Origin of the sequence: Helicobacter macacae MIT 99-5501, from assembly GCF_000507845.1 — a bacterium.
Classification (GTDB): Bacteria; Campylobacterota; Campylobacteria; order Campylobacterales; family Helicobacteraceae; genus Helicobacter_B; species Helicobacter_B macacae.
On sequence record NZ_KI669454.1, the window covers coordinates 1,508,362 to 1,529,289 of the forward strand.

Sequence of the window (20,928 nt, forward strand, 5' to 3'; positions counted from 1 at the left end):
AAAAGTGGCTAGTGGGTGGATAATATTTTCCCTTTAAATCTCAAGCAAAGCTAAGGACTGTTAATAACGCAAATACCACAGCCATTGTGAATAAATCGCAATGATTGTGTAACAATAAAAAAAGCAAAATCTAAATCTGCACCACATCAATACTATCAGGGCTATCTGGCAAATCCATTTTGGTATTTGTAGGTTGATAGGAGGTTTCTCTCTCACTTGCCCTATCTTCAAACCTCACAAAAGGTGCGTTAAACTGCACTTTGACTTCGTCAATCTCGCCATTGCGATTTTTGGCGATGATGATTTCAGCTGTTTCTATGACATTTTCTTCGCGCTTTTCCTTGCGCTCTTGCTCAAGTTTGCGCACTTCATCATCTTTTTTGCCCTCTTGTCTTGCCTTAGCGATTTTGGCACGCAGTGCCCTATCTACATAGACAAACTCCCTATACAAAAACAAAATAATATCCGCATCTTGCTCTATCGCCCCACTCTCACGCAAATCAGAAAGCATAGGGCGTTTGTCATCGCGAGATTCTAGTGAGCGGTTTAGTTGAGATAGAGCCAAAATAGGGATTTCCAAATCCCTAGCAAGTGTTTTTAGTCCGCGTGAGATTTCGCTTATCTCCTCTTGCCTTGCGCCATCTCCCCTCCTTGTGCCACTCCCACGCATAAGCTGCAAATAATCAATAACCGCAAAAGACACACTATCATCTTGGCTTTTTAGTTTGCGAAGTTTTGAGCGCAGTTGCGCTATGCTCAAATCACTGCTATCATCGATATATAGTGGCTTTTGTGAGACACTTTGAGCTATGCGGGTAAATTCACTCATCTCATTATCATTCATTTTGCCGATGATTAAATCCTGCAAGGTAATGTTTGAAAGTGAGGCAAACATTCTAAACATTAGCTGTTCTGCTGGCATTTCTAGGCTAAATATCGCAGCTCCTTTGCCACTATTTAGCACACTTTGGACAAACGCTAAGCAAAGTGCTGTCTTGCCCATAGATGGTCTAGCACCTAGCACGATTAGCTCGCCTTTTTTAAACCCCGCCGTGAAGTGATTTAGCCTAGCAAATCCCGTGTTTAGCCCCACAAGCACGGTATTTCCCCTCTCTTTGCGCTCTTTTATGAGATTGATAGTATGCTCTACGACTTCTTTACTCCCTCTAAAGCTAGTTTCCGCACCCTGTGAGGAAATATCATAGATTCCTTTTTCTATCTCATCTAAAATCTCAATCCCCTTTAGCGCACTATCGCCTGTCTTATCCGCGATAAGCATAGCAAATTTATTTAGCTGTCGCTTGATAGAAGCGTCTTTTATCTCTGCTATATAGCCTTGTATATTGGCGATAGGCGAAGTAGCGATAATCTCGCTAAACTCCGCTTGAGAGACAAAATACGCCCCCTCTAGCCTGCTTAGCACAAATTCTGGCGTGATAGGAATCCCTTGAGAATGCAGACTTTTACACACATCAAAAATCTTTCTATGCGAAGTGTGCAAAAAATCATTACCACTTAGCACATCTGCTATCTCGCTAAATGTCTCACTATCAAAGAGAATGCTAGCGATAAGTGTGCTTTCAATACTGATGATTTGGGGAGTGGGGTTTGTAGGCATTTATCTATCCTTAAGAGATTTTATGGGCATTTTTATCGCAAAGTTTAGCAAATAGTTTTTTATCATAAGCAAATCTAAAGCCACACCAAAAATGCCTAAATTTTACTTTGATAAATGTTTCATAAAAATTTGCAAAATCTCTGCACGATTTTGACTTCTTAAAATGTGTAGAAACGATACGGTTTATATAGAAATTTTGCAAAAAATACCTAAAATTTGCAATTTTTTGCAAAAGCAAACCAAAAAAAAAAAAAAAAACAGCGTTAAAATGCTTATTTGCAAAATCTACTTCACAAAAAGGACACAAAATGAAATCAACCAAACTTCCCTCTTGTTTATTTTTTGCGACATTTGCATTTGCCCTGCTAGGAAGCACAGCACTTGCCCAAAACACGATAGATGACATAGAGAGAGAAATCCAAATGCTAGAGAAGCAAAAAAAACTCTTAGAGCTAAAAAGGCAAAATAGGGCATTGCAAAAAGAGCTAGAGCAAACCCCACAGCAAAGCAAAACACAGCAAAGCAAAAAGCAAAATTCACAAAATCAAGCCCCCTACTATCCACAAAATAACCAAAACGCCCAAAATCAGCAAAACGCGCCATACTACCCTAGTGATAATTCTAGTGCGGCAACTTATGATGAAGCATATCAGCAAAGCTACAAAAAAGCCTACCAAGAAGAAAAAACCTCTCAAGGCTACATTCGCCTAGAGGGAAGCTATGGGACTGCGCTTGTAGCTTCGCCTATACACTATGCTAGCGATGTCTCTGTGAGGACAAATCTATGGCAAGCAAATGTCGAGTTTGGCAAGCAGCTTGGCGGACTTGCACGAGCATATCTTGGCACTAGCTTTATGGAGTATAGCTACAAAGAAGCAGATACTGATGCAGCAGGGAAATTTGATGGACAATACATTACGCTACATTTTGGCACGGATTGGATTCCAAAATTTGGCAAAAGCCCACTGCGAGGTGTGCTAGGTGCGTATATAGGATTTGTCTATGCGGAGTTTCAAGACAAGCTAGAAACTGTAAGTAGTAGATTGCAACAAACAACAGGCATAAAATCTGTAGAATTTAGCTCCAAAGGCTTTGGCACAACGCTAGGGATACGACTAGGACTTGCGCTTGATTTGGGCAAACACGCACAGCTAGAAGTAGGTGGCAGAATGGGGTATAATCTTTTGTTTGGCTCTAGTGTAGGCTACCTTTCTACCTACCCTTACGCGCTATATGTAAATGGCTATGGCGCACTTACATTTTTGTTTTAGTTGATTTTATGTTTTTTAAGGATTTTGTATGAATGCTCGGTTGGTGATTATTTTTGGCGTGGTGGTAAGCGCGTTTTTTATGAGTGCTTGCGCCCCTATGCCAAATCAGCTAGTATATGGAGCACAAGATAGCGCGTATCTTGGGTTTAACATAGAGGGCAACTCTAGGCTTTCAAACCCACCAAGCGATAGAGCTAGAATCTACTTTGGCAGGGCTTCTAGCTTCATAGGTGTAGCCATAAGCTACAAAGCATACTTCGCGTATAATCCACCTGCAAATGGCTTTGGTGGCTACCGCATAAGCAAAGATATGGCACAAGGTAGCTTTGGTGAGCTAAGCAGTGGGGCGAAGTTTGTCGCAGATGTGGGGGGTGGCACACCTCTAGTAGTCTTTGGCAATACAGAAGAGATAAGCTATCTTGTTTTCACTCCTACGGCTGGGAGAGTGTATTGCATAGAGGGCGAAGTCATAGCGGGGAATTTCATCGGGCGTCCAAATCTAAAATTTGTCGATAGAATGCGCTGTGAAGTGTTATTTGGCAAATAAAAATCATAAATTTGCTTTTGCTAGTGTGGCATAAAAGAAAAAAATATCAGGATAAAAACGGGGATAAAATAGCGCAAAATCAAAAATAATGTGTGAAAAACTTAAGGGATTTTGCCTTTTTTATTTTGCTTATTTTGCTTCTCACAGCTCTCCCCAGCGGGTAAAAAGCTCATTTGGTATGCCTAAAATATCTAGCCACTTACCGTAGATGAAGTTTTCCATTTCCTCTAAGTCTTTGGGATAGCTATAATACGCGATGATAGGTGGCGCGATGATAACGCCAAGTGTGGCTAGCTTTTGCATTTGCTCGCAAACTATCGCATTTAGTGGCATTTCGCGCGGTGCTAGCAATAGTGTGCGCCTCTCCTTTATCATCACGCTTGCCGCGCGCGTAAGTAGCGTATCGCTAATCCCACACGCGATTTTTGCCAAGCAATCCATACTCGTTGGGATTATCGCCATAGCTTGCGCTTCAAAGCTCCCAGAAGCCACAGGTGCACCTATCTCACTATCCTCATAAATATAGACTTTGCTATTTTTACTTGCAAGACTTTGACTAGCTAGATTTCGACTAGAATCAAAATCCATAAATTCACTAGATTTTATCTCACTATGCCACACTTGGCTAGAATCTGCATTGCTAGATTTTGCTTTATTTGTTTTTGTTTGGCTTATTTTTGCTTGACTTGTTTGGCTTGATTTTTGAGTAGATTTTACTTGGCTAGAGGTAGTTTGACAAGATTCCAAAAGATATGCTTTTAGCTCGTCTTCATTGCATTTTAGCTCATATTTTGCGCACTCTAGCGCACCTTTTGAAATAATGATATGCACCTCAAAATCTCTCGCAATATGTCGCAAAAATCCCTTAGCTAGCTTTACCCCACTAGCCCCGCTAATCCCCAAAATAAACCTCTTTGGCAAAATCCTTTTTGGCACAAAATCCATATTTTCTCCATTTATTTACATTTAAAATATCTTAAAATCCAAGCAAAGCACAACCAAAACGCTGCTTAGAAAACCCCACCACAAAATCTATAAAAATCCTCCACAAAAATCAGTGCAAAACAAACGCAAAAATCAGCACAAAATCAACCTGTATTGCGAAGCCCTTGTGCTATGCCGATGATAGTGGAGTGGATTTGCTCCATAAGGCGAGATTTTTGCGCATCATAAGTAGCGTTATTATATTTTTTGATAAGCTCGATTTGAAGTAGATTTAGCATCATTACAGAATTATTGCGCAAAAGGATAGATTTTTGCAAAGTAGGCTCGCTATCTAGTAGTCGCTCCTCCCCTCTTATGCCCACAAGCGCATTCATTGTGCGCTCATATTCTAGGCAGATTTTTTGCCAAATATTTTTCCTCACTTCATCATCTTGCACGAAAAAATTATATTGCGCCGAAATAGACAAATCCACTTTCAAAAACGCTTGAGAAATATTACTAATCGTGGCGGCAAAAAACTCACTCTCCTCGTAGCACTCCCTTAGCCTAGCAATATCGCCAATAGATTCTAGCCCGCTTCCTAGCCCATACCACGCGGGCAATATCGCTCGATTTTGCGTCCAAGCAAACACCCACGGAATCGCACGCAAATCCTCAACCCTAGTAGTATCTCGCCGTTTGCTTGGGCGTGAGCCTAGATTTAGCTGCTGGATAAACGCTATTGGTGTAGCGGACTTAAAAAACTCAATAAACCCATCGCTTTCATACACCAAATCGCGATAGACTTTGTGCGATACGCTTGAGATTTGCTTCATCAAGTCTTGGTGTGGATTACTTATGGAGCATTTGATAGCAGATTTTGCAAAATCTTTGCTTGGTTTATTTGCGATTTTTTCATCGCTTTTGTTATTTGCTCCTAGATTTAGCTCCCCTGCACAAAAAGAATCATAGCTTGATTTTTTTAGTAGTGCGCTCATTGTGGAGGATAAGAAAAACTGCGCACTTGAGCGGTTTAGGTATTTTGAGCTTATCATCTCGCCTTGCTCTGTGGTCTTTAGAAATCCTTGCACGCTTTTGGGTGGGGAGGCAAGCAGGGCTGACTCTAGCGTGCCACCACCGCGCGAGACACTTCCACCGCGCCCGTGAAATAGCACAAAATCAATGCCGATTTGCTCTTCTAATTTTTTTAGTGATTCAATAGCGACATAAAGACTATAATTGCTAGTAAAGATTCCGCCATCTTTGCTAGAATCTGAATAGCCCACCATTATTTCTTGTCGCATACCTATATCACGCAAATAGTGCGCATAGTGCTTGTTTGCCACAAGAGTTTGCATAATGCTACCTGCCCTCTCTAAGTCATCTATGGTTTCAAATAACGGCGTGATAGCGATTCTAGCGCGAGATTTGGCAGATTTTGTGGAGTATTTTTGATTGCTAGATTTTGCGCTTGTTTGCTCTAGGGAATCTAGCAAATTTGGCTCTTTGCTTTCTTTGCTTGGCTTCCATAGATTTGTATGCTTAGCAAACCACAGCACGATAAGCAAATCACTCGCTTCAGTCGTCATAGACAAAATAAAAGTGCGCAAAACATTTTCGCCGATATATTTTTTGCCCCACGCGATGCGCATAAATATTTCTACCACTATTTGCGTTTTTTCGCTTAGTTTTTCGGCTAGACTTCCTAGCTCGATTTTAGACATCTCTAGTGCTTTATCAAGTATTTCTAGTTTTTTGGATTCTGCATAAGTCATAAAGTCATTATCACAAATTCCTAGCAAGCAAAAAATCTCACTAATGGCGTTGATAAAGACATCTTTGTGTTCTCTAAAATCTAGCTGCATAAGATGAAATCCACCAAGCAAGACAAATCGTCTAAATTGTCGCAAATACTTGCTTGAGACGCTATCAAGGCATTCTATTAGCATTTCGACATCTTCTAGTAGCTCACTAGGTGTAGTGTATGTCTGACTCACACTATCAGGGGCATTGACAAAGATAAGGCGATTATTTAGCTTTTTTATCATTATGTGGATTTTGGCTCGAAATGGCTCATTTGCATAGGTAGCAAGCGTTTTCTCACTCAAAATATGACTTTCTTTTTGGAGGGATTTTTTTAGCTTAGGAGAAATCTCGCTAGAATCTAGACTGATTGACATTTCACGCTCTAGTCGCTCTAGTCGCTTTATGTAGTAGTTTATGATAAATTTGTGCTGGATTTTCATCACTTCTGTCATAAGCTCATTGGTTACAAAAGGATTGCCATCTCTATCCCCACCTATCCAGCTTCCTAGATGTATAGGCGAACTAGGCAGTGGCTTTTTTAGCATTTTTTCGATATACCAAAGGACTTTTTGGCTAGCGGGCAATATCGAACTCTCCACGATAAAGAGTAGATTATCAAGCTCAAAAAGCACTTCGATTTTTTGCGTGCGCACAAGATTTGTCAGCCACAAAAGTCGCAAGCGGTATTGGATATGCTCTTTTGCCTTTAGCTCGCCTATCTCAAATAGCTTATACAAATCCTGCGTGATTTCACTATGCGCTTCCAAAAAAGTGCGCCGTCTAGATTCTGTGGGATGGGCAGTAAACACAGGATAAAAGCAGATAGATTCTAGCACTTTATCCAAATCCCCCCTATCAAATCCATCTTTTAGTAGCCCCTCATAAGTCGCCTTTATGCGCTCTAAGCTTTTATCCGAATCAATATTAAACCGCTCCTCTACGATATTTATCAAAATATTATACAGCGAAAAAGCCTTGATGATTTCGGGCGTTTTGCCTGATTGGGAGATTTTCTCTAGCTCGGCTTTTAGCCTTTTTAGCGAATCCTCATCAATCGCATTTGAGCTAGTCAAACTAAAATGCTTATCTTTTTTTGCGTTTTTTTGTTTTGTTTGATTGCCATTTTCTAGCAAAATCTTATTTAGATTCAAAAAATATTCTCTTACTTCGCTATCGACTTCCTTTAGCATATCTAGCATAATATCCAAAATAAAGCGCACTTCATTATCTAACGCCTGCCAATTATACTTTGTAGAATCCATTTTATTCCTTTATGTCATCATTATCTCATTATACTTAATGTTTTAAGCCTTTTTTTACTAGATTTATACTCTAGCATTGCAAAAAACATTTGTCTTTTTTACCAAAATCCTTACTACGATATAGCCCACGCTAAATCCTACAAATAGTGCACTCATCGTGCAATCTGGCAATATAATCGCCCCCCCCCCCCCCCCTGCAAAACCCCACTTACTCCCACTACCTTAAAATACCCCAAAATAGCAATAAGATAATGCACCCCAAAAAGCGAGCAAATAAGCCCATAGATAGAATTATACTCCTTGCGTATGATGGTAGAAATACTCAAAGGTAGCTTAGGCTTTACAAACGCACTAAATCGTGGCAAAAAGCACGGTGTTTTATCCGCCCATCTTTCATAATCGTTGCCAAATTTTGGTAGCAAAAAACTCTCTTCGGCAAAAATGATTCTCTCATAATAAAGCCAAAAAGCAAGCACAAAAATCACCACAAAAAGCGCATTGCCAAGCAAAATCACAGGAGCTAGCATCATCAAAAAATTGCCAAGATACAAGGGATTTCTACATAGAGAATATGCCCCTGTGGTGTTTAGCTCATCTGCGACTTGCCCCCTTGTGTTTCTCCCACTTGTCCCACGCGCTGCAAACCCCGCTACAAACATACGAATCCCCTCGCCTACAAAGCCTATGAGTATGCTTGCATAAATAAGCCATTGACTATAAGCATAATGCTCGCTACATTCCTCTAGATTTTCAAACTTCACTAGATTTTGCCCAAAACATAGCGACACAAAAATCAGTGCAGGAAGCAAAAAAAGTGGCAAATAACTGCGATAACCAAAGCAAAAATCCCCCTGTGTTTTTAGCCGTTTTGAAAGAAGCATAGCATATCCTTTTTCATCTCATTTTTTGAAGTTTTGATTTTTTGACTCTTTGAAGTTTTTTGGATTTTGCGGATTTTTAGAGTTTGCTAGATTTTGCACCACTTAAAAAGCACCCAAGATTTTACTTAAAAATTCTTAACCCCCCTAGATTTGCATTTTTGTTTTGGGTATTTCTTTGGGAATTTTTTGATAATTTACGCAATCTTAAACAAATTTGCCCTATAATCCAAAATCTGTTTTAAAATTTAAACACCCAAAAAGGAGATTGCAATGAGTTCTCAAGTAGCACAAAAAGCATTAAAAGTCTATTACGACAAAGATTGTGATTTAGCCCTCATACAGCGCAAAAAGGTGGCAATCATCGGGTTTGGCTCTCAAGGGCACGCCCACGCAGAAAACCTCCGCGATAGCGGCGTAGAAGTCATTATCGGGCTATACAAAGGCGGCAAAAGCTGGGATAAGGCAAAAGCAAAGGGATTTAGTGTGCTAGAAGTGGCAGAAGCCACCAAAAAAGCGGACATTATAATGATTTTAATCCCTGATGAACTCCAAGCAGATGTCTTTGCACGCGACATTGCCCCGCACCTAAGCGAGGATAAAATCATCGCCTTTGGGCACGGGTTTAATATCCACTTCGGGCAAATCACCGCACCAAAAGGCGTGGGAATCATAATGGTAGCCCCAAAAGCCCCGGGGCACACTGTGCGAAGTGAGTTTGTCGCAGGTGGAGGAATCCCAGACTTAATCGCAATAGAGCAAGATACTTCCAAAGGCGATGCCAAAGCAATCGCGCTAAGCTATGCGTGCGCTATCGGTGGCGGACGAAGCGGAATCATTGAAACAACTTTCAAAGATGAAACCGAAACGGATTTATTTGGCGAGCAAGCCGTGCTATGCGGTGGCGTAACAAGCCTAGTCAAAGCAGGATTTGAGACTCTCGTAGAGGCGGGATACCCCGAAGAAATGGCGTATTTTGAGTGCCTACACGAGCTAAAGCTCATCGTGGATTTAATCTATCAAGGCGGGCTAGCTGATATGCGCTACTCTATCTCAAACACCGCAGAATACGGCGATATGGTGAGCGGACCGCGCGTAATCAACGAGCAATCCAAACAAGCGATGAGAGAAATACTGCGCGAAATCCAAAACGGCAGATTTGCCAAAGACTTTATCCTAGAGCGCAAAGCAGGATATGCGCGAATGAACGCAGAGCGCAAAAACCTAGCTGCCCATCCAATCGAGCGCGTAGGAGAAAAACTCCGCGCAATGATGCCGTGGATAGGCAAAGGCAAACTTATCAATAAAGAGAAGAATTAGGATTTTACTTAAGGAGGGGGCTGATTATAATTGGATTTGATTACTTATTGATTGCTTTTATTCTTGCTACACTAGCTTTTTGTTTTTAGCGCACTTGTGATTCTTGTCTGTGAATTTTATAAATTAGGTAAGCACTAGCCACATTAAAATCTACAAAATTAGCATATAAAATCTTAGGCTAAATGTTCTTTTTGCGCTTATTTTTGATTGCAACGACAAAACAAAATCCAAAAACAAACAAAAACCAACTTGCAAAAATCATAAAAACAATATCCAAAAATTTTTACCTATCAAATTATTCGACAATCTCCGCTTCGATAATCTCGCCTTGCTCTACCCACTTTTCAAATTCTGCACTTGCGGATTCTAGCGTTTGCAAATCTTTTTGCGTATCCTCTAGCGCGTTTTTCAAAGGCTCATATCCACTAAAAAGCGCGTAGAATTTTTTAGTATCATTTATCGTATTTAAAAGCTCATTCATTTGATTTTCAAGCATTTCTACAATTTTGGCTTTTGCCTCTTGAAATTTCTGCTCTTTTTCGTATTGTCGATACGAATCCCACATTTCAAGTGTTAGTCCAAAAAAAGCCACTGCGGCAAGTGCGCCATTTGCAAATTTTACAGCACCCCACGGCTTAAAGTTGAGTGCCGTGCCTACATTTACACCTATCTTTTCAAGTCCTGTTTTGAGCAAATCCCTACCCAATATCACATTTTTATTGTTAATAACGCCAGATTTTTGTAGCCACTCTACACCCTGCTTACCATAGCTAATCACAGCCTTTTCAAAATCGTCCCTTTCTTTGTCAAATCGCTCTATACTCGTTTTTAGCTCGTTTATTACAGAATGCGTATGTCGCTGAAATTCATTTTGCACCCTTGCACTCATTAGACTTCCCTCGCTACCGATTTCTTTTTGCATAAAGTCGCCAAATGTCTCCAAACTCGTGCCTTTGATTTGCCTAATCAAATCATTAAAATACCTAGCCACAAATTCCCTAAGTGCTATTTGCGCGTCATTTATCTTATCATTTGTGCGCTCCATATCCTTTCTCAAGGCTTTTATGCTTTCATTTAGTCTTTGCATATCGCCTTTGATTTTATTTTGCAGTGTGATAGCTTGTGGGAGCTGTTTGCTGACAATGTCGCTTAAAATGCTATTTTGTGCCTCTAGAGTAATCGATTCTAATCCGCCATTTTGTTTGATAATCTCTGTGGTGGCGTTTTGTAGCGAATCGATATGCGATAGCTTTTTAAACTCGCTTTGATTCTCTAACCAAAAATCTAATCCCTTGCCTTCTGGATTCGCCGAAACAGCCACGACTTTTAGTTGCGCCTTTTCATTTGCATTTAGCTTAATCAATTCATTTAGGCTTGGAATTATGCTTTTATCTTTTTTGGTGGCAAATTCACTCTCAAAGTCATCATCATCGCCCATATCCGCCACTTCATCAAATTTGCTAAGCACAAAAATCGTTCTAGGCAGTAGATTTAGTGTGCGAAATAGCCACTCTAAGTCCTCTTTATGACTTGCTTTGATGGGATTCGTGGGATTCATCACATAGAGAATTATATCCGCTTCGCTTACGAATTTTTTGGTAATGTCTTTGTATTTTTCGGCATTCACACCTTGCCCCTTTTCTTTGAATCCAAAAAGTCCGGGCGTATCAAAAATCTCTATTTCATCGTCTTTTGTGTCATAAAATGCCACTTCATCGCTTGACTCAGCGCTGTCGATTTTGCCCACGACTTTGCCTAGCCAAGCGGACGCGATAGAAGTTTTACCCTCGCTAAAGCCACCGATAAAGACGACTTTTAGCTTACGCTGGTTGATTTTATCCTTTGCTTTTTGTAGCTTTTCTAAGCTATCATCTACGCTTATGCCAAATAGCTCAAAGTCTTTGCCTTGCTCTAAAAACCCTTGCAGTTTTTCTAAAACCGCTTGTCCTTGCTCTTTTTGATTTTTAAATTCTTGTTGTGTTGTCATTTTTTTAACTCCTTATTGTTGATTTTATTAACCGCCACGATTTACCCAAAAATAAAATATTTTTACTAAACCCCTCCTTCATTTTTGATTTGATTTGCTAGTGGCTCTACTTCATTATCACGCAACGCTCTAAAATACTCACTTGCCCTTTTAATATTATCTACGCTATCTTGTAGTGCTTTTACGATTTTGCCTCTATTTGGTGCTATATTTTCATCAATATGCTTGGAGATAGATTCGTAGGTTTTGCCCTTAATTTCATTGCTTATTTTTCGTAGATTTTCATCGACTGCTTTGCGCTGTTGAGACTTTTTGTAATCATCGCTAAAAGCCTTACGCACAGATTTATAAGCACCCAAAACGAGACTAGCCACACTCGCTACAAGTGCAGTAATAACCAAAGCACTAGCTGCAGCCCAACCAGCAGGATTCCAAAGATTAGCAACTGTCATTGTAACAAGCACACCTGCCACACCAGCACCCACGCTAACAAGTCCCCATTTATCGATTCCGCTATCAATGTTAATATTTAGGTTTGAATCAAAGCTATTTTTTATGCTAAGCGATTGAAATTCTTGTGCGATATTGCCGATTCGCCTCTCAAAGTTTACTAGCTCCCTTTCTATATCGCTTTGAATATCTTTTTCCACTTTTTCAAAGGCTATTTGAAATTTATATTTTAAAGCACCTTGCTCATATTCTATGATTTTTTTGAATCTTGCCTCAAATTCACTATCTTTGACATTTTGATTGATATAGTTGTAAATTTCCTCTCTTATCTTACTGATAAACTTATCTACAACAGCATCACAAGCACTCTTAAAAGCCACTTCTTTTGCATTATACACAATACTCCGTATATTGCTACACGAATCGCTCACTTCTTTGTAGCATTTTTCATACAACTCGCCATAGATTTTATGCAAATTATCCAAAGTATCACTTAATCCAAGTAAGATTTGGTGCGCTTTTTTAAAGTTTGACTTTTTGATTTTTTCGCCTATATTTTGCGCCAAATCATTGCTGATAAAATTTGCAAAGTCCAAAAATAGGCTCTTTTTTAGTAGCTCATCTTTGGAATACGCATTGATAAATTTATCCCTTGTCCTTGCAAAGCCCTTTACCCTTTGCGCTAAATCGCTATCATCTAGTAATTCTACATTTGGCATTTTCTCTCCAAGCGCACAAAAAGCCACTAGCGCACTTAGTGTTTTACGCCCGATATAACCCTCTCCTAGCTCATCACGCATTTTGCTATCCAAATCATTTAGCCCGTTTTCATCGCTTTGCTGAATGATTGAATCGCTAAGCGCACTTGGGGTTTTAATAGATTTGTTAAAAATGCTATACACTTCCGTCTGTGCGCCTAAATGCTCTTTGATTTTCTCAATCGTGCCTTTTGGTTGCGTGTCTTTTGATTCGCCATTTGGGCTATCGCCTTTTTGCGGTGGCTGTGGATTTCGCGTGATATAAAACACGCAATGCGCCTTTTTAGTCGCTTTCAAAATCTCGCCTATCACGGCTTTTTCATCGCCCTCAATGCCCGGCACATCTAAAATATCAAACTCTACGCCATTATGGCTAAAATGATAAGTGTGATTTTGCCTTGTAAAATCCTTCCTACCATCGCCGATAATCGCACCATCACTAGAACCTAAAAGATTGTTAAGCGCATTTGATTTAAGGCTTGGATTAAAATATGCAAGTATTTTGCCCCAAAATCCCTCATTATACCACTTGTATTGTTTGCAAAACTTATCAAACTTCGCGCGTTCATTTTGCTTACTTCCTTCGCCAAAATAAATGCGCAATGCTTCGATAATGGTGGATTTCCCCGCATTTGTCTCACCATAAAATGCAATGGTAAAAGTATCAAATTCCGCGACACTTTTATAATCCTCCGCGCTTTTTATTGCGATAGATTCAAAGCGTTGTAGCAACTCTTTTGCTTGGGTAAGTTGCTTTTGTCGCTCTTTGGATTCGCCACTTGCGTCCTCATCGCTACTCGCACCCACGCTATCATCGCTAATGCTTTGCGCGTGGGACTTCATCGCCTCTACTTTATCTATGACAAAGTCAAAGATTTTATTTGGCTCTAATCGCATAAAACTCTCCTAATTACCAAATGGTGTAAGTAAAGTTTTATACAAAAAAAAAAAAAAAAAAAACAATGAACAAATATTTTGCGCAAAAATATTCTTAAAAAATCATATTCTAATTTTTGGATTCTAATCCCAAACAATCATCATCGTGCCACAAAAAATAGCTAGATTTTATCGAATCACACTAAAGCGCAAATCTCCTAGAAAATCCCTTAATCTCCCACTATCCTCTACAAAATCCCTCAAAAGCAGTCTCTCTTTTGGCTGTGGCTGTGCGCTTATCTCAAGACCTAGTCGCTCACTATCAAGGAAAAACCCGCCAAAAGCAGAGAGAAAATCTAGTGCGAAATTATGCGTATTTATCGGCATTTTGTGATTTGCTAAGTCTTTGCGCAAGTTTATACTTTCTTTTGTTATGGTGGATTCTATGTCTTTTTTGTATGTTTCTCTATCAGATACACGCGCCTTATTTGCGACATCGATAGCATAGATAGCATACATAGTGTCGCTAAAATTTTGCGAAGTTAGCGTAGCTTTTAGATTTTTGGGGCTAAAAAGTGTGATATGAAGTTGGGCTTTCTTGCGCGTTATGGTGCGATTGCATTCTTTGCGACTTAGATTTTGGCATAGCTCCTTGTAGTCCACGCTTTTTGGGACAACACTTAGCATAAAATCTAGCAAAAACTCCGCCAAACTTTTATGCTCATAGAGTGGATTATTTGCACTGCCCTCAAACTCAAGCAAAAGCTCTGTGCCCTCCCCGCTAGAAAACTTCACCCGATAGTCATAGCTGATAGTTGCTCCCTCTTTTTTTATCGTCAAAATATCCCTAAAATCTTTGGGCAAAATCTTTTCAATCTCGCCTTTTTGCGAGAGCGTATGAAAAGAAAGTTTATCCAAAAAACTTTCACTAGACACGCTAGCATTTAGCTCTACTTGCAAGGTATTTGGAAATAGCTTGAAGTGTTGCGAGAAGTTTGATAGCTTGATATGGGGGGATAAAATCTCTACTTGCTTTTTGCTAGTGCAGATGAAATCCACCTCACTTCCCTCACACACTTCCTCTAGCTCCTCTCCTAGACTAGCTTGCTTTGAGCGCAGTCTTTGTGGTTTCATTTGTGCGAGATTCTCTAGCTCATCAAGTCCCAAAAAACTTGGGATTCCCACATAAAATGGCGAAAAATTTAGGGCTTTTTTTAGGTTGCGCTTTAGGAGGTTTTTGGGTGGAGCATTTTTTTCTAGCCTGGCTTTTAGCTTTGCTTGCTTTTTTAGCTCTTTTTGTATGAGTTTTTCCTCTTTTGATTGCTTGGCTTGGGATTGCTTGGTATTAGGTGTTTTGGCTTGCTTAGGGGCTTTTGTTTGTTTTTGTGCCTTAGACTTAGGAGTATTTGTTTGGGTGGCTTCATTTGCTTGATTGGATTGGGTAGTTTGGCTAGATTTGGCGTTAGATTTTGCTGATTTTGTAGAATCTTTTTTTGTAGATTTTGCTTCTTGTTTGTGTTGCGCTTCTTTATTGATTTGTTTTTTGCTTGTTGTAGTTTGTGGCTTGGCAGGATTTGCACTAGACTTATCAAACCCTAGCACAAGCATAATCAAAATCATCGCAAAAAGCCGACAAAAACCAAACTTGATAGACAAATGATTGTTTTGCATTACCTGCCTTTTATAAGTGATTTGTTGGGTATGATTTATGAGATTTTGCCAAGCCAATATGCTGTGCTTCAAAGCACTAGCAACTAAAATCAAATCGGCTACATTGATAAACCAAACATACTCACAAAATCCATATTTATTACACTAGTCTACACTCAAATGCGTTTAGCACACTACTTTTTGCTTCATAGATTTAGTCAAATTGATTTTTTAGTGCTAGCTCCCATTTATACGCACTTTGCACGATAGTTTCTAAGTCATCATACTTTGGTTTCCACGAAGTGTGGGACAAAAGCTTTTGATTACTTGCGATTAGCATAGATGGGTCGCCCTCTCGCCTTTTGGCTGGATTTACCACAAAATCAACTCCGCTTACTTTTTTTACACATTCTATGACTTCTTTTACGCTATATCCACGATTGTAGCCCACATTGAAAACCTCGCTTTTGCCACTATCTGTCAAAAACTCAAACGCACTCAAATGCGCACTTGCCAAATCATCTATGTGGATATAGTCCCTTATGCAAGTGCCGTCTTTTGTGTCATAGTCTTGCCCAAATATCTCCATAGATTTTCTTTTGCCCACCGCACATTCTACGGCGACTTTTATTAGATGAGTGGCGTTTTTGCTTCTTTGCCCTAGCCCTAGTCCTTGTGCTAGATTTTCATCAGTGTTTGCGCTGCACGCCCCTGCGACATTGAAGTAGCGCAGTGCGACATAGTTTATGCTACCGATTTTGGAAGTGTCTTCTAGCACGCGCTCACTCATCATTTTGCTAGCACCATAAGGGTTTATAGGGGCTAGTGGTGCGCACTCACTGATAGGCACAAGATTAGGCTCTGGCTCGCCATACACCGCCGCAGTCGATGAAAAGATAAAGTTTTTCACTCCATAGCGCACGCACAAATCAATCAAATTTATCGTGTTTATGACATTGTTTTTGTAGTATTGCAGTGGCTTTTGCACCGATTCGCCCACGATAAGCGAAGCAGCAAAATGCACACACCCCAAAAAACTAGAATCCTCCAAAATCTTTGCCACACCCGAAGTATCGCCCAAATCCATTTCTAAGAGTTCCACGCGATTGCCATAAACTTTGTGCAAATACTCAAAGTTTTGCTTAAATCCTGTGGAGAGATTATCAAGGATAGTGATATGTGCATCAGTATTTGCCAAAAAGCACCGCGCTGTATGCGAGCCGATATAGCCACTCCCACCTGTAAATAAAAGTCTCATATTTTTTAACCTTTTTTGCAAAATTTGCCCTCCATTGTAGCCAAATAGAGTTAAAGTATGTTAAAATGCCAACCTTTATGCGAACTTTGCGTGAGGTTTATGCGAGATTCGCACGACAATCCAACAACTAAATGAGGTGCAAAATGAGTAAAACTTCAAAATCTACCAAATCCACAAAATCCACTCCCAAATCTAGCCCAAAATCCACCCCAAAATCAAAAAAATCCGCAGAATTTATCACAGATTTTACACAGCAAGAAAACAACCTACTTATGCGAATTTTAGTCGCACCACAAATGGCAAATTTTAGTGGAGTGATGCACGGAGGAGAATTGCTAAAACTTTTTGACCAAGTAGCTTATGCTTGCTCGACTAGATTTTGTGGGATTGGCACGGTTACGATGAGTGTGGATAATGTCGCGTTTTATCAGCCTATCCCCATAGGCTCGCTGCTTAGCCTCTATGCGAGTGTGAATTATACAGGGAAAACAAGCTGTGAAGTCGGCATAAAAGCCATAGCCCAAAATGTCAAAGACAGAAGCGAGGCACATTGCGCTAGTGGGTATTATACAATGGTGGCAAAAAGCGATGGGAAACCCGCTTTGATGAGGGAGTTTACCCCTAAGAGTGCTGAAGAAAAACGGCGATATGCAAACGCCCTAAAAAGACGCGAGCTACGCGGCAACCTTGTGAAAAAATAAACGCAAACTAAAATGCAGGCTTAAGGAGCAAGCTAGTGAGAAGTGCGATTAACTACGACAAATATTCAAAAATGACTACAAAGCAGCTGCTAAATTCGCTTGATAGCGCAAAAAATAAGCGCACTAGATTCCAAACGCAAGTAAATGATGCAAATGAGCTTATCGACTTTCTTACAGAGAAAATCAAAGATAGCCTAAATATGTCAAAAAAGTCTGATTTTGTGCCACTTGAAAAAACAGGTTTGATAGAACTTGCTAAAGAAATAGAAAAAAAAATGACACCTAAAGAACTAGAGCAATTACGACAGGAGCTTGAAGCTGATATAAGTAGAGATTATAGCGATGAATAACAAAATAAGCATCGACAAGAAAAACACCAAATTTCTACAAAAACTTGCAAAATCCGCACCAAAAGAGTATGTAAAAATACTTAATTTTTTGTATGGCATACTATCAAAAAGTGATAATCCTTGCACCTTGCCAAATGCAAAATATCTACAAGGATTTGATGACAATCGCTATCGGTGGCGAGTGGGAGAATACCGCATAATCGGCATTGTAAAAAATGGGAATTTTAAAATTATAGAAATTATAAAGATTGATAAACGAGGAGATACTACATACAAGGGCTTATAAGCACGCTTTATCTAGCACACTTTGATAAAATTTACAACAAATATGGCAAAATAAAAAGCCTAAAAATAAATAACCAAAATCAGTAGCCCAAAATCAAAACATAGTTTTTTACACACAAATGAAAGCAAACAACTTTCATCAAAATTTTGAAGGACACATTAAGGACGCAAATGAGCAACAAAATAGGAATTTACCCCGGGACTTTCGACCCGCTTACAAACGGGCACTTAGACATTATCAAGCGCAGTTGCGAGATATTTGAAAAAGTGATTTTAGCAGTGGCACACTCTGCTTCTAAACAGCCACTTTTTAGCTTAGAAGAGCGACTAGAAATGGCTAGACTTGCCACAAAAGATTTTGGCAATGTATCTTGCCTAGATTTTGGCGGACTGCTAGCAGACTTAGCCAAAAGCCACGATGCGAGGATTCTTATTCGTGGTTTGCGCGTGGTAAGCGACTTTGAGTATGAGCTACAAATGGGCTATACAAACACCTCTCTAAACCCCGAGCTTGACACCATATACTTTATGCCGACACTGCAAAACGCATTTATCAGCTCCTCTATCGTGCGCAACATTTTGGAGCACAATGGCAAAATCTCACACCTTGTGCCTGCTAGCGTATTTGGATACATAGCAGGCAAAATCCCTTGCGCGTAAATACCAAAGCGCACCAACCACGACAAATAAAAATAAAAAGGAAAAAAAATGTATATCACACTAGAGGGAATCGACACTTGTGGCAAATCCACCCAAATAGAAGTGCTAAAAGAGGCTTTCCCACAAGCGATTTTCACAAAAGAGCCCGGCGGAAGCGCACTAGGAGAGAAACTACGCGAAATGATACTACAAAACCACAGCCAAGATATGGCTTTGACTAGCTCGTGCGTAACGCCACAATGCCTAATCGCAAAGCAAAAGGCAAAAGATTTTGCCAAAAATCAAGCCTTTAGCGAGGAGGCGGAGTTTTTTTTGTTTCTTGCTGATAGGGCGGAGCATTTCGCAAAAGTCATAAAGCCAAATGCAGATTCTCTAATCATCGCTGATAGAAGCCTAATCTCTGGCATCGCTTATAGCAAGCACAAAGACGCTGAAATGATGAATCTAGCCTGCACTCAAGGCATAGTCCCTGATATATGCTTTGCGTTCAAAATGAGCGCGGAGGAGCTAAACAAACGCTTGCAAAGCAAACAGCAAGATTCTATCGAGCAGCGCGGAAGCGCGTATCTAATGGCGATTCAATCACGCATTTTGCACTTCGGCAGAAAAATCGCCAAAAACTGCATAATCATTGATGCAGACAAGCCAAAAGAAACAATCAGCCAAGAAATCATCTCTCATATCCACACCGCGATAAAGCCTATCACCACCCGATAAAGCAACCCACCCAACAAAGCAAAATCTTAAATGAATTTTTTTTAAGCTAGAGATTGTGCTATGAAATGCCTTATTTGTGCGAAATTTTGCTTGGGCGTGATATGTGAGAAATGCTTAGATTCTATCCCGCTTCGCCCTAGCGTGCGAGAAGTAAACGGGGTAAGCGTGTATTGCTTTTTTGCATATAGTGATATTGATTTTTTACTAAGTGCGAAATACTACGTCATAGGCTCTAGGATTTATGTAGCTCTTGGCAAAATCGCAGGGGAGTATTTTTTCTCTCAAAAAGCGATGAGAGAAGCTATAAGGCAAATCATAGAAAATACCGCTTTTGGCGAAATAAAGCTAATCGGCATAGATGATTGTGTGCGTAGCTTTTACTCGCACACAGGGGTGCTTGTGCGTGAGTTTGCCCTCTCAAGTGTCAAATCTAGCAAATCCAAAGACTTGCAAAATCGCGCCAAATTCTCACACAAATCTAGCGCAATAGTGCCAATCTATGGCGAGCTAAAAGCGACAAATCAAGTAAGCTACGCAGGGAAAAGCCTAGCATTTCGCCAAGCAAACAAGCGCGGACTAACACTTAGCGCGAGAATGTCTAGCACAAAAAATAGCGCAGGTTTTGGAGGATTTTTAAAGCGAAATTTTATAGTGGATTTTGGTAAGTGCTTTAGGGCGGATTTTGCAAGTGGTTTTATAAAAGATTTTGCACAAGATTTTATGAGAGATTTTATGAGTAGTTTTAGCGCAATGCTTAGAGATAGATTTTGCCAAATTTTTAAAAAAGATTCTATCACAGCGCAAAATCAGCCTTTACCCAAAGATTCCACGACAGATTTAAAAGCAGATTCTACGCTAGATTCTAGTGTGGATTCTGCGCGAAAATCTACGCTAGATTCTGTGTCAAATTCTGCGACAGACTTTGACACAGGTTGTGTTATCATTGTCGATGACATCATCACCACAGGCACGAGCTTTGGCGAGGCGATAGAAGTTTGCCAAAAAAGAGGACTAAAAGTGCTTTTTTGTCTAAGCCTTTGCAACGCCGCACTATAACGGTTCCAAATCCACGCCAATACACACAAAAATCTTAATAAATTTTCCACAAATTGTCATACTTAATGGCTTTTAAGCCCGAAGTATACAAAATGTGGATTAGATTTTATAAAAAAGTATTTTTGGATATTTGGGTTTCTTACAAAACCTAAATATCTATATTGGATTCTACTTGAGATACTTCGGCTTCTTGCAAAACCTCAGTATGACAAGAAATAAAAAACCCCCTCCCTTTGCGGAGGGGGTTTGGGGGTGGGTATCTTTTCCGTCATTGCGAGGCAGTGGCTTTAACCACAACGAAAAGCAATCCATAAACCCGTCATTGCGAGAGAATTCACTTCGTTCATTCTCTCGCAATGACGAAACTTCGTCTTATAATGACAGCGTTGTGAATTGCTAAAAAACTGCGCTTCGCTTGTTTTACCACGCAAGTCTTGCGACTTGCTCGCAATGACTATGGGCATATATATGCCATACAAGCCTTGCGACTTATTCACAAAGTCCATATACTCTACAAAAACCGTTTGCACTTCCCTGCAAAATCTATCCACACT

The 20,928-nt window shown here is 40.0% G+C and carries 18 protein-coding genes; 10 read left to right on the forward strand and 8 right to left on the reverse strand.

All coding sequences use genetic code 11. The annotated features are described in order from the left end of the window. Positions 1 to 130: 130 nt before the first annotated feature. Positions 131 to 1,618: a replicative DNA helicase gene (dnaB, locus tag HMPREF2086_RS06720; RefSeq protein WP_023928033.1), complete on the reverse strand. Its 1,488-nt coding sequence runs from the start codon at positions 1,616 to 1,618 to the stop codon at positions 131 to 133. Positions 1,619 to 1,926: 308 nt separating this feature from the next. Between dnaB and HMPREF2086_RS06730 the strand changes: the two genes are divergently transcribed. Together HMPREF2086_RS06730 and HMPREF2086_RS06735 are read left to right on the forward strand one after the other, a co-directional pair. After that, positions 1,927 to 2,889 carry a hypothetical protein gene (locus HMPREF2086_RS06730; RefSeq protein ID WP_023928034.1) on the forward strand — a complete coding sequence of 321 codons (963 nt, stop codon included), beginning with the start codon at positions 1,927 to 1,929 and terminating at the stop codon, positions 2,887 to 2,889. A 28-nt stretch (positions 2,890 to 2,917) separates the two neighbouring features. Next, positions 2,918 to 3,436 (forward strand): hypothetical protein, encoded by a 519-nt coding sequence (locus HMPREF2086_RS06735; RefSeq protein WP_023928035.1) that lies wholly within the window; start codon positions 2,918 to 2,920, stop codon positions 3,434 to 3,436. A gap of 141 nt (positions 3,437 to 3,577) precedes the next feature. On the opposite strand, the gene HMPREF2086_RS06740 is transcribed toward HMPREF2086_RS06735, so the two are convergent. From HMPREF2086_RS06740 to HMPREF2086_RS06750, 3 genes are all read right to left on the reverse strand, one after another. Then, entirely contained in the window at positions 3,578 to 4,381 is an 804-nt protein-coding gene (locus tag HMPREF2086_RS06740; RefSeq protein ID WP_023928036.1) for a UbiX family flavin prenyltransferase, read from the reverse strand. A 143-nt stretch (positions 4,382 to 4,524) separates the two neighbouring features. Beyond that, a complete protein-coding gene (locus HMPREF2086_RS06745) occupies positions 4,525 to 7,428 on the reverse strand; it encodes a phosphoenolpyruvate carboxylase (RefSeq protein ID WP_023928037.1) in 2,904 nt (967 codons plus the stop codon). A gap of 152 nt (positions 7,429 to 7,580) precedes the next feature. Then, a complete protein-coding gene (locus HMPREF2086_RS06750; protein ID WP_023928039.1) occupies positions 7,581 to 8,309 on the reverse strand; it encodes a methyltransferase family protein in 729 nt (242 codons plus the stop codon). Between the two features lie 270 nt (positions 8,310 to 8,579). On the opposite strand from HMPREF2086_RS06750, the gene ilvC reads away from it, so the two are divergent. Beyond that, complete coding sequence (gene ilvC / locus HMPREF2086_RS06755) at positions 8,580 to 9,626, forward strand: ketol-acid reductoisomerase (protein ID WP_023928040.1); 1,047 nt, start codon at positions 8,580 to 8,582, stop codon at positions 9,624 to 9,626. Positions 9,627 to 9,921: 295 nt separating this feature from the next. Here ilvC and HMPREF2086_RS06760 read toward each other — a convergent pair whose 3' ends face one another. From HMPREF2086_RS06760 to galE, 4 genes are all read right to left on the reverse strand, one after another. Then, positions 9,922 to 11,613 (reverse strand): LeoA/HP0731 family dynamin-like GTPase, encoded by a 1,692-nt coding sequence (locus HMPREF2086_RS06760; protein ID WP_023928041.1) that lies wholly within the window; start codon positions 11,611 to 11,613, stop codon positions 9,922 to 9,924. Positions 11,614 to 11,678: 65 nt separating this feature from the next. Beyond that, positions 11,679 to 13,718: a GTPase gene (locus HMPREF2086_RS06765; RefSeq protein ID WP_023928042.1), complete on the reverse strand. Its 2,040-nt coding sequence runs from the start codon at positions 13,716 to 13,718 to the stop codon at positions 11,679 to 11,681. 168 nt (positions 13,719 to 13,886) lie between these two features. Continuing rightward, entirely contained in the window at positions 13,887 to 15,368 is a 1,482-nt protein-coding gene (locus tag HMPREF2086_RS06770) for a hypothetical protein (protein WP_023928043.1), read from the reverse strand. Between the two features lie 193 nt (positions 15,369 to 15,561). Further along, positions 15,562 to 16,605 carry a UDP-glucose 4-epimerase GalE gene (galE, locus tag HMPREF2086_RS06775; RefSeq protein WP_023928044.1) on the reverse strand — a complete coding sequence of 348 codons (1,044 nt, stop codon included), beginning with the start codon at positions 16,603 to 16,605 and terminating at the stop codon, positions 15,562 to 15,564. A 272-nt stretch (positions 16,606 to 16,877) separates the two neighbouring features. Here galE and HMPREF2086_RS06780 point away from each other — a divergent pair, with 272 nt between their 5' ends. From HMPREF2086_RS06780 to HMPREF2086_RS11595, 7 genes are all read left to right on the forward strand, one after another. Continuing rightward, positions 16,878 to 17,306 (forward strand): acyl-CoA thioesterase, encoded by a 429-nt coding sequence (locus HMPREF2086_RS06780; RefSeq protein ID WP_408605734.1) that lies wholly within the window; start codon positions 16,878 to 16,880, stop codon positions 17,304 to 17,306. 35 nt (positions 17,307 to 17,341) lie between these two features. Then, the gene (locus HMPREF2086_RS06785; protein ID WP_023928046.1) at positions 17,342 to 17,656 is read left to right on the forward strand and encodes a hypothetical protein; all 315 of its coding nucleotides are present in this window, start codon (positions 17,342 to 17,344) and stop codon (positions 17,654 to 17,656) included. Then, the gene (locus HMPREF2086_RS06790) at positions 17,649 to 17,942 is read left to right on the forward strand and encodes a type II toxin-antitoxin system RelE family toxin (RefSeq protein ID WP_023928047.1); all 294 of its coding nucleotides are present in this window, start codon (positions 17,649 to 17,651) and stop codon (positions 17,940 to 17,942) included. Before HMPREF2086_RS06785 ends, HMPREF2086_RS06790 begins: the two co-directional genes overlap by 8 nt. A 170-nt stretch (positions 17,943 to 18,112) precedes the next feature. After that, positions 18,113 to 18,601, forward strand: a complete 489-nt coding sequence (gene coaD / locus HMPREF2086_RS06795) for a pantetheine-phosphate adenylyltransferase (protein ID WP_023928048.1) — start codon at positions 18,113 to 18,115, stop codon at positions 18,599 to 18,601. Between the two features lie 48 nt (positions 18,602 to 18,649). Further along, on the forward strand, positions 18,650 to 19,318 hold the full coding sequence (locus HMPREF2086_RS06800) for a dTMP kinase (RefSeq protein ID WP_023928049.1): 669 nt from the start codon (positions 18,650 to 18,652) through the stop codon (positions 19,316 to 19,318). A gap of 60 nt (positions 19,319 to 19,378) precedes the next feature. Next, on the forward strand, positions 19,379 to 20,374 hold the full coding sequence (locus HMPREF2086_RS10865) for a phosphoribosyltransferase (protein WP_023928050.1): 996 nt from the start codon (positions 19,379 to 19,381) through the stop codon (positions 20,372 to 20,374). Positions 20,375 to 20,579: 205 nt separating this feature from the next. Next, positions 20,580 to 20,774: a hypothetical protein gene (locus tag HMPREF2086_RS11595; protein WP_148374482.1), complete on the forward strand. Its 195-nt coding sequence runs from the start codon at positions 20,580 to 20,582 to the stop codon at positions 20,772 to 20,774. The last annotated feature ends 154 nt before the right edge of the window (positions 20,775 to 20,928 follow it).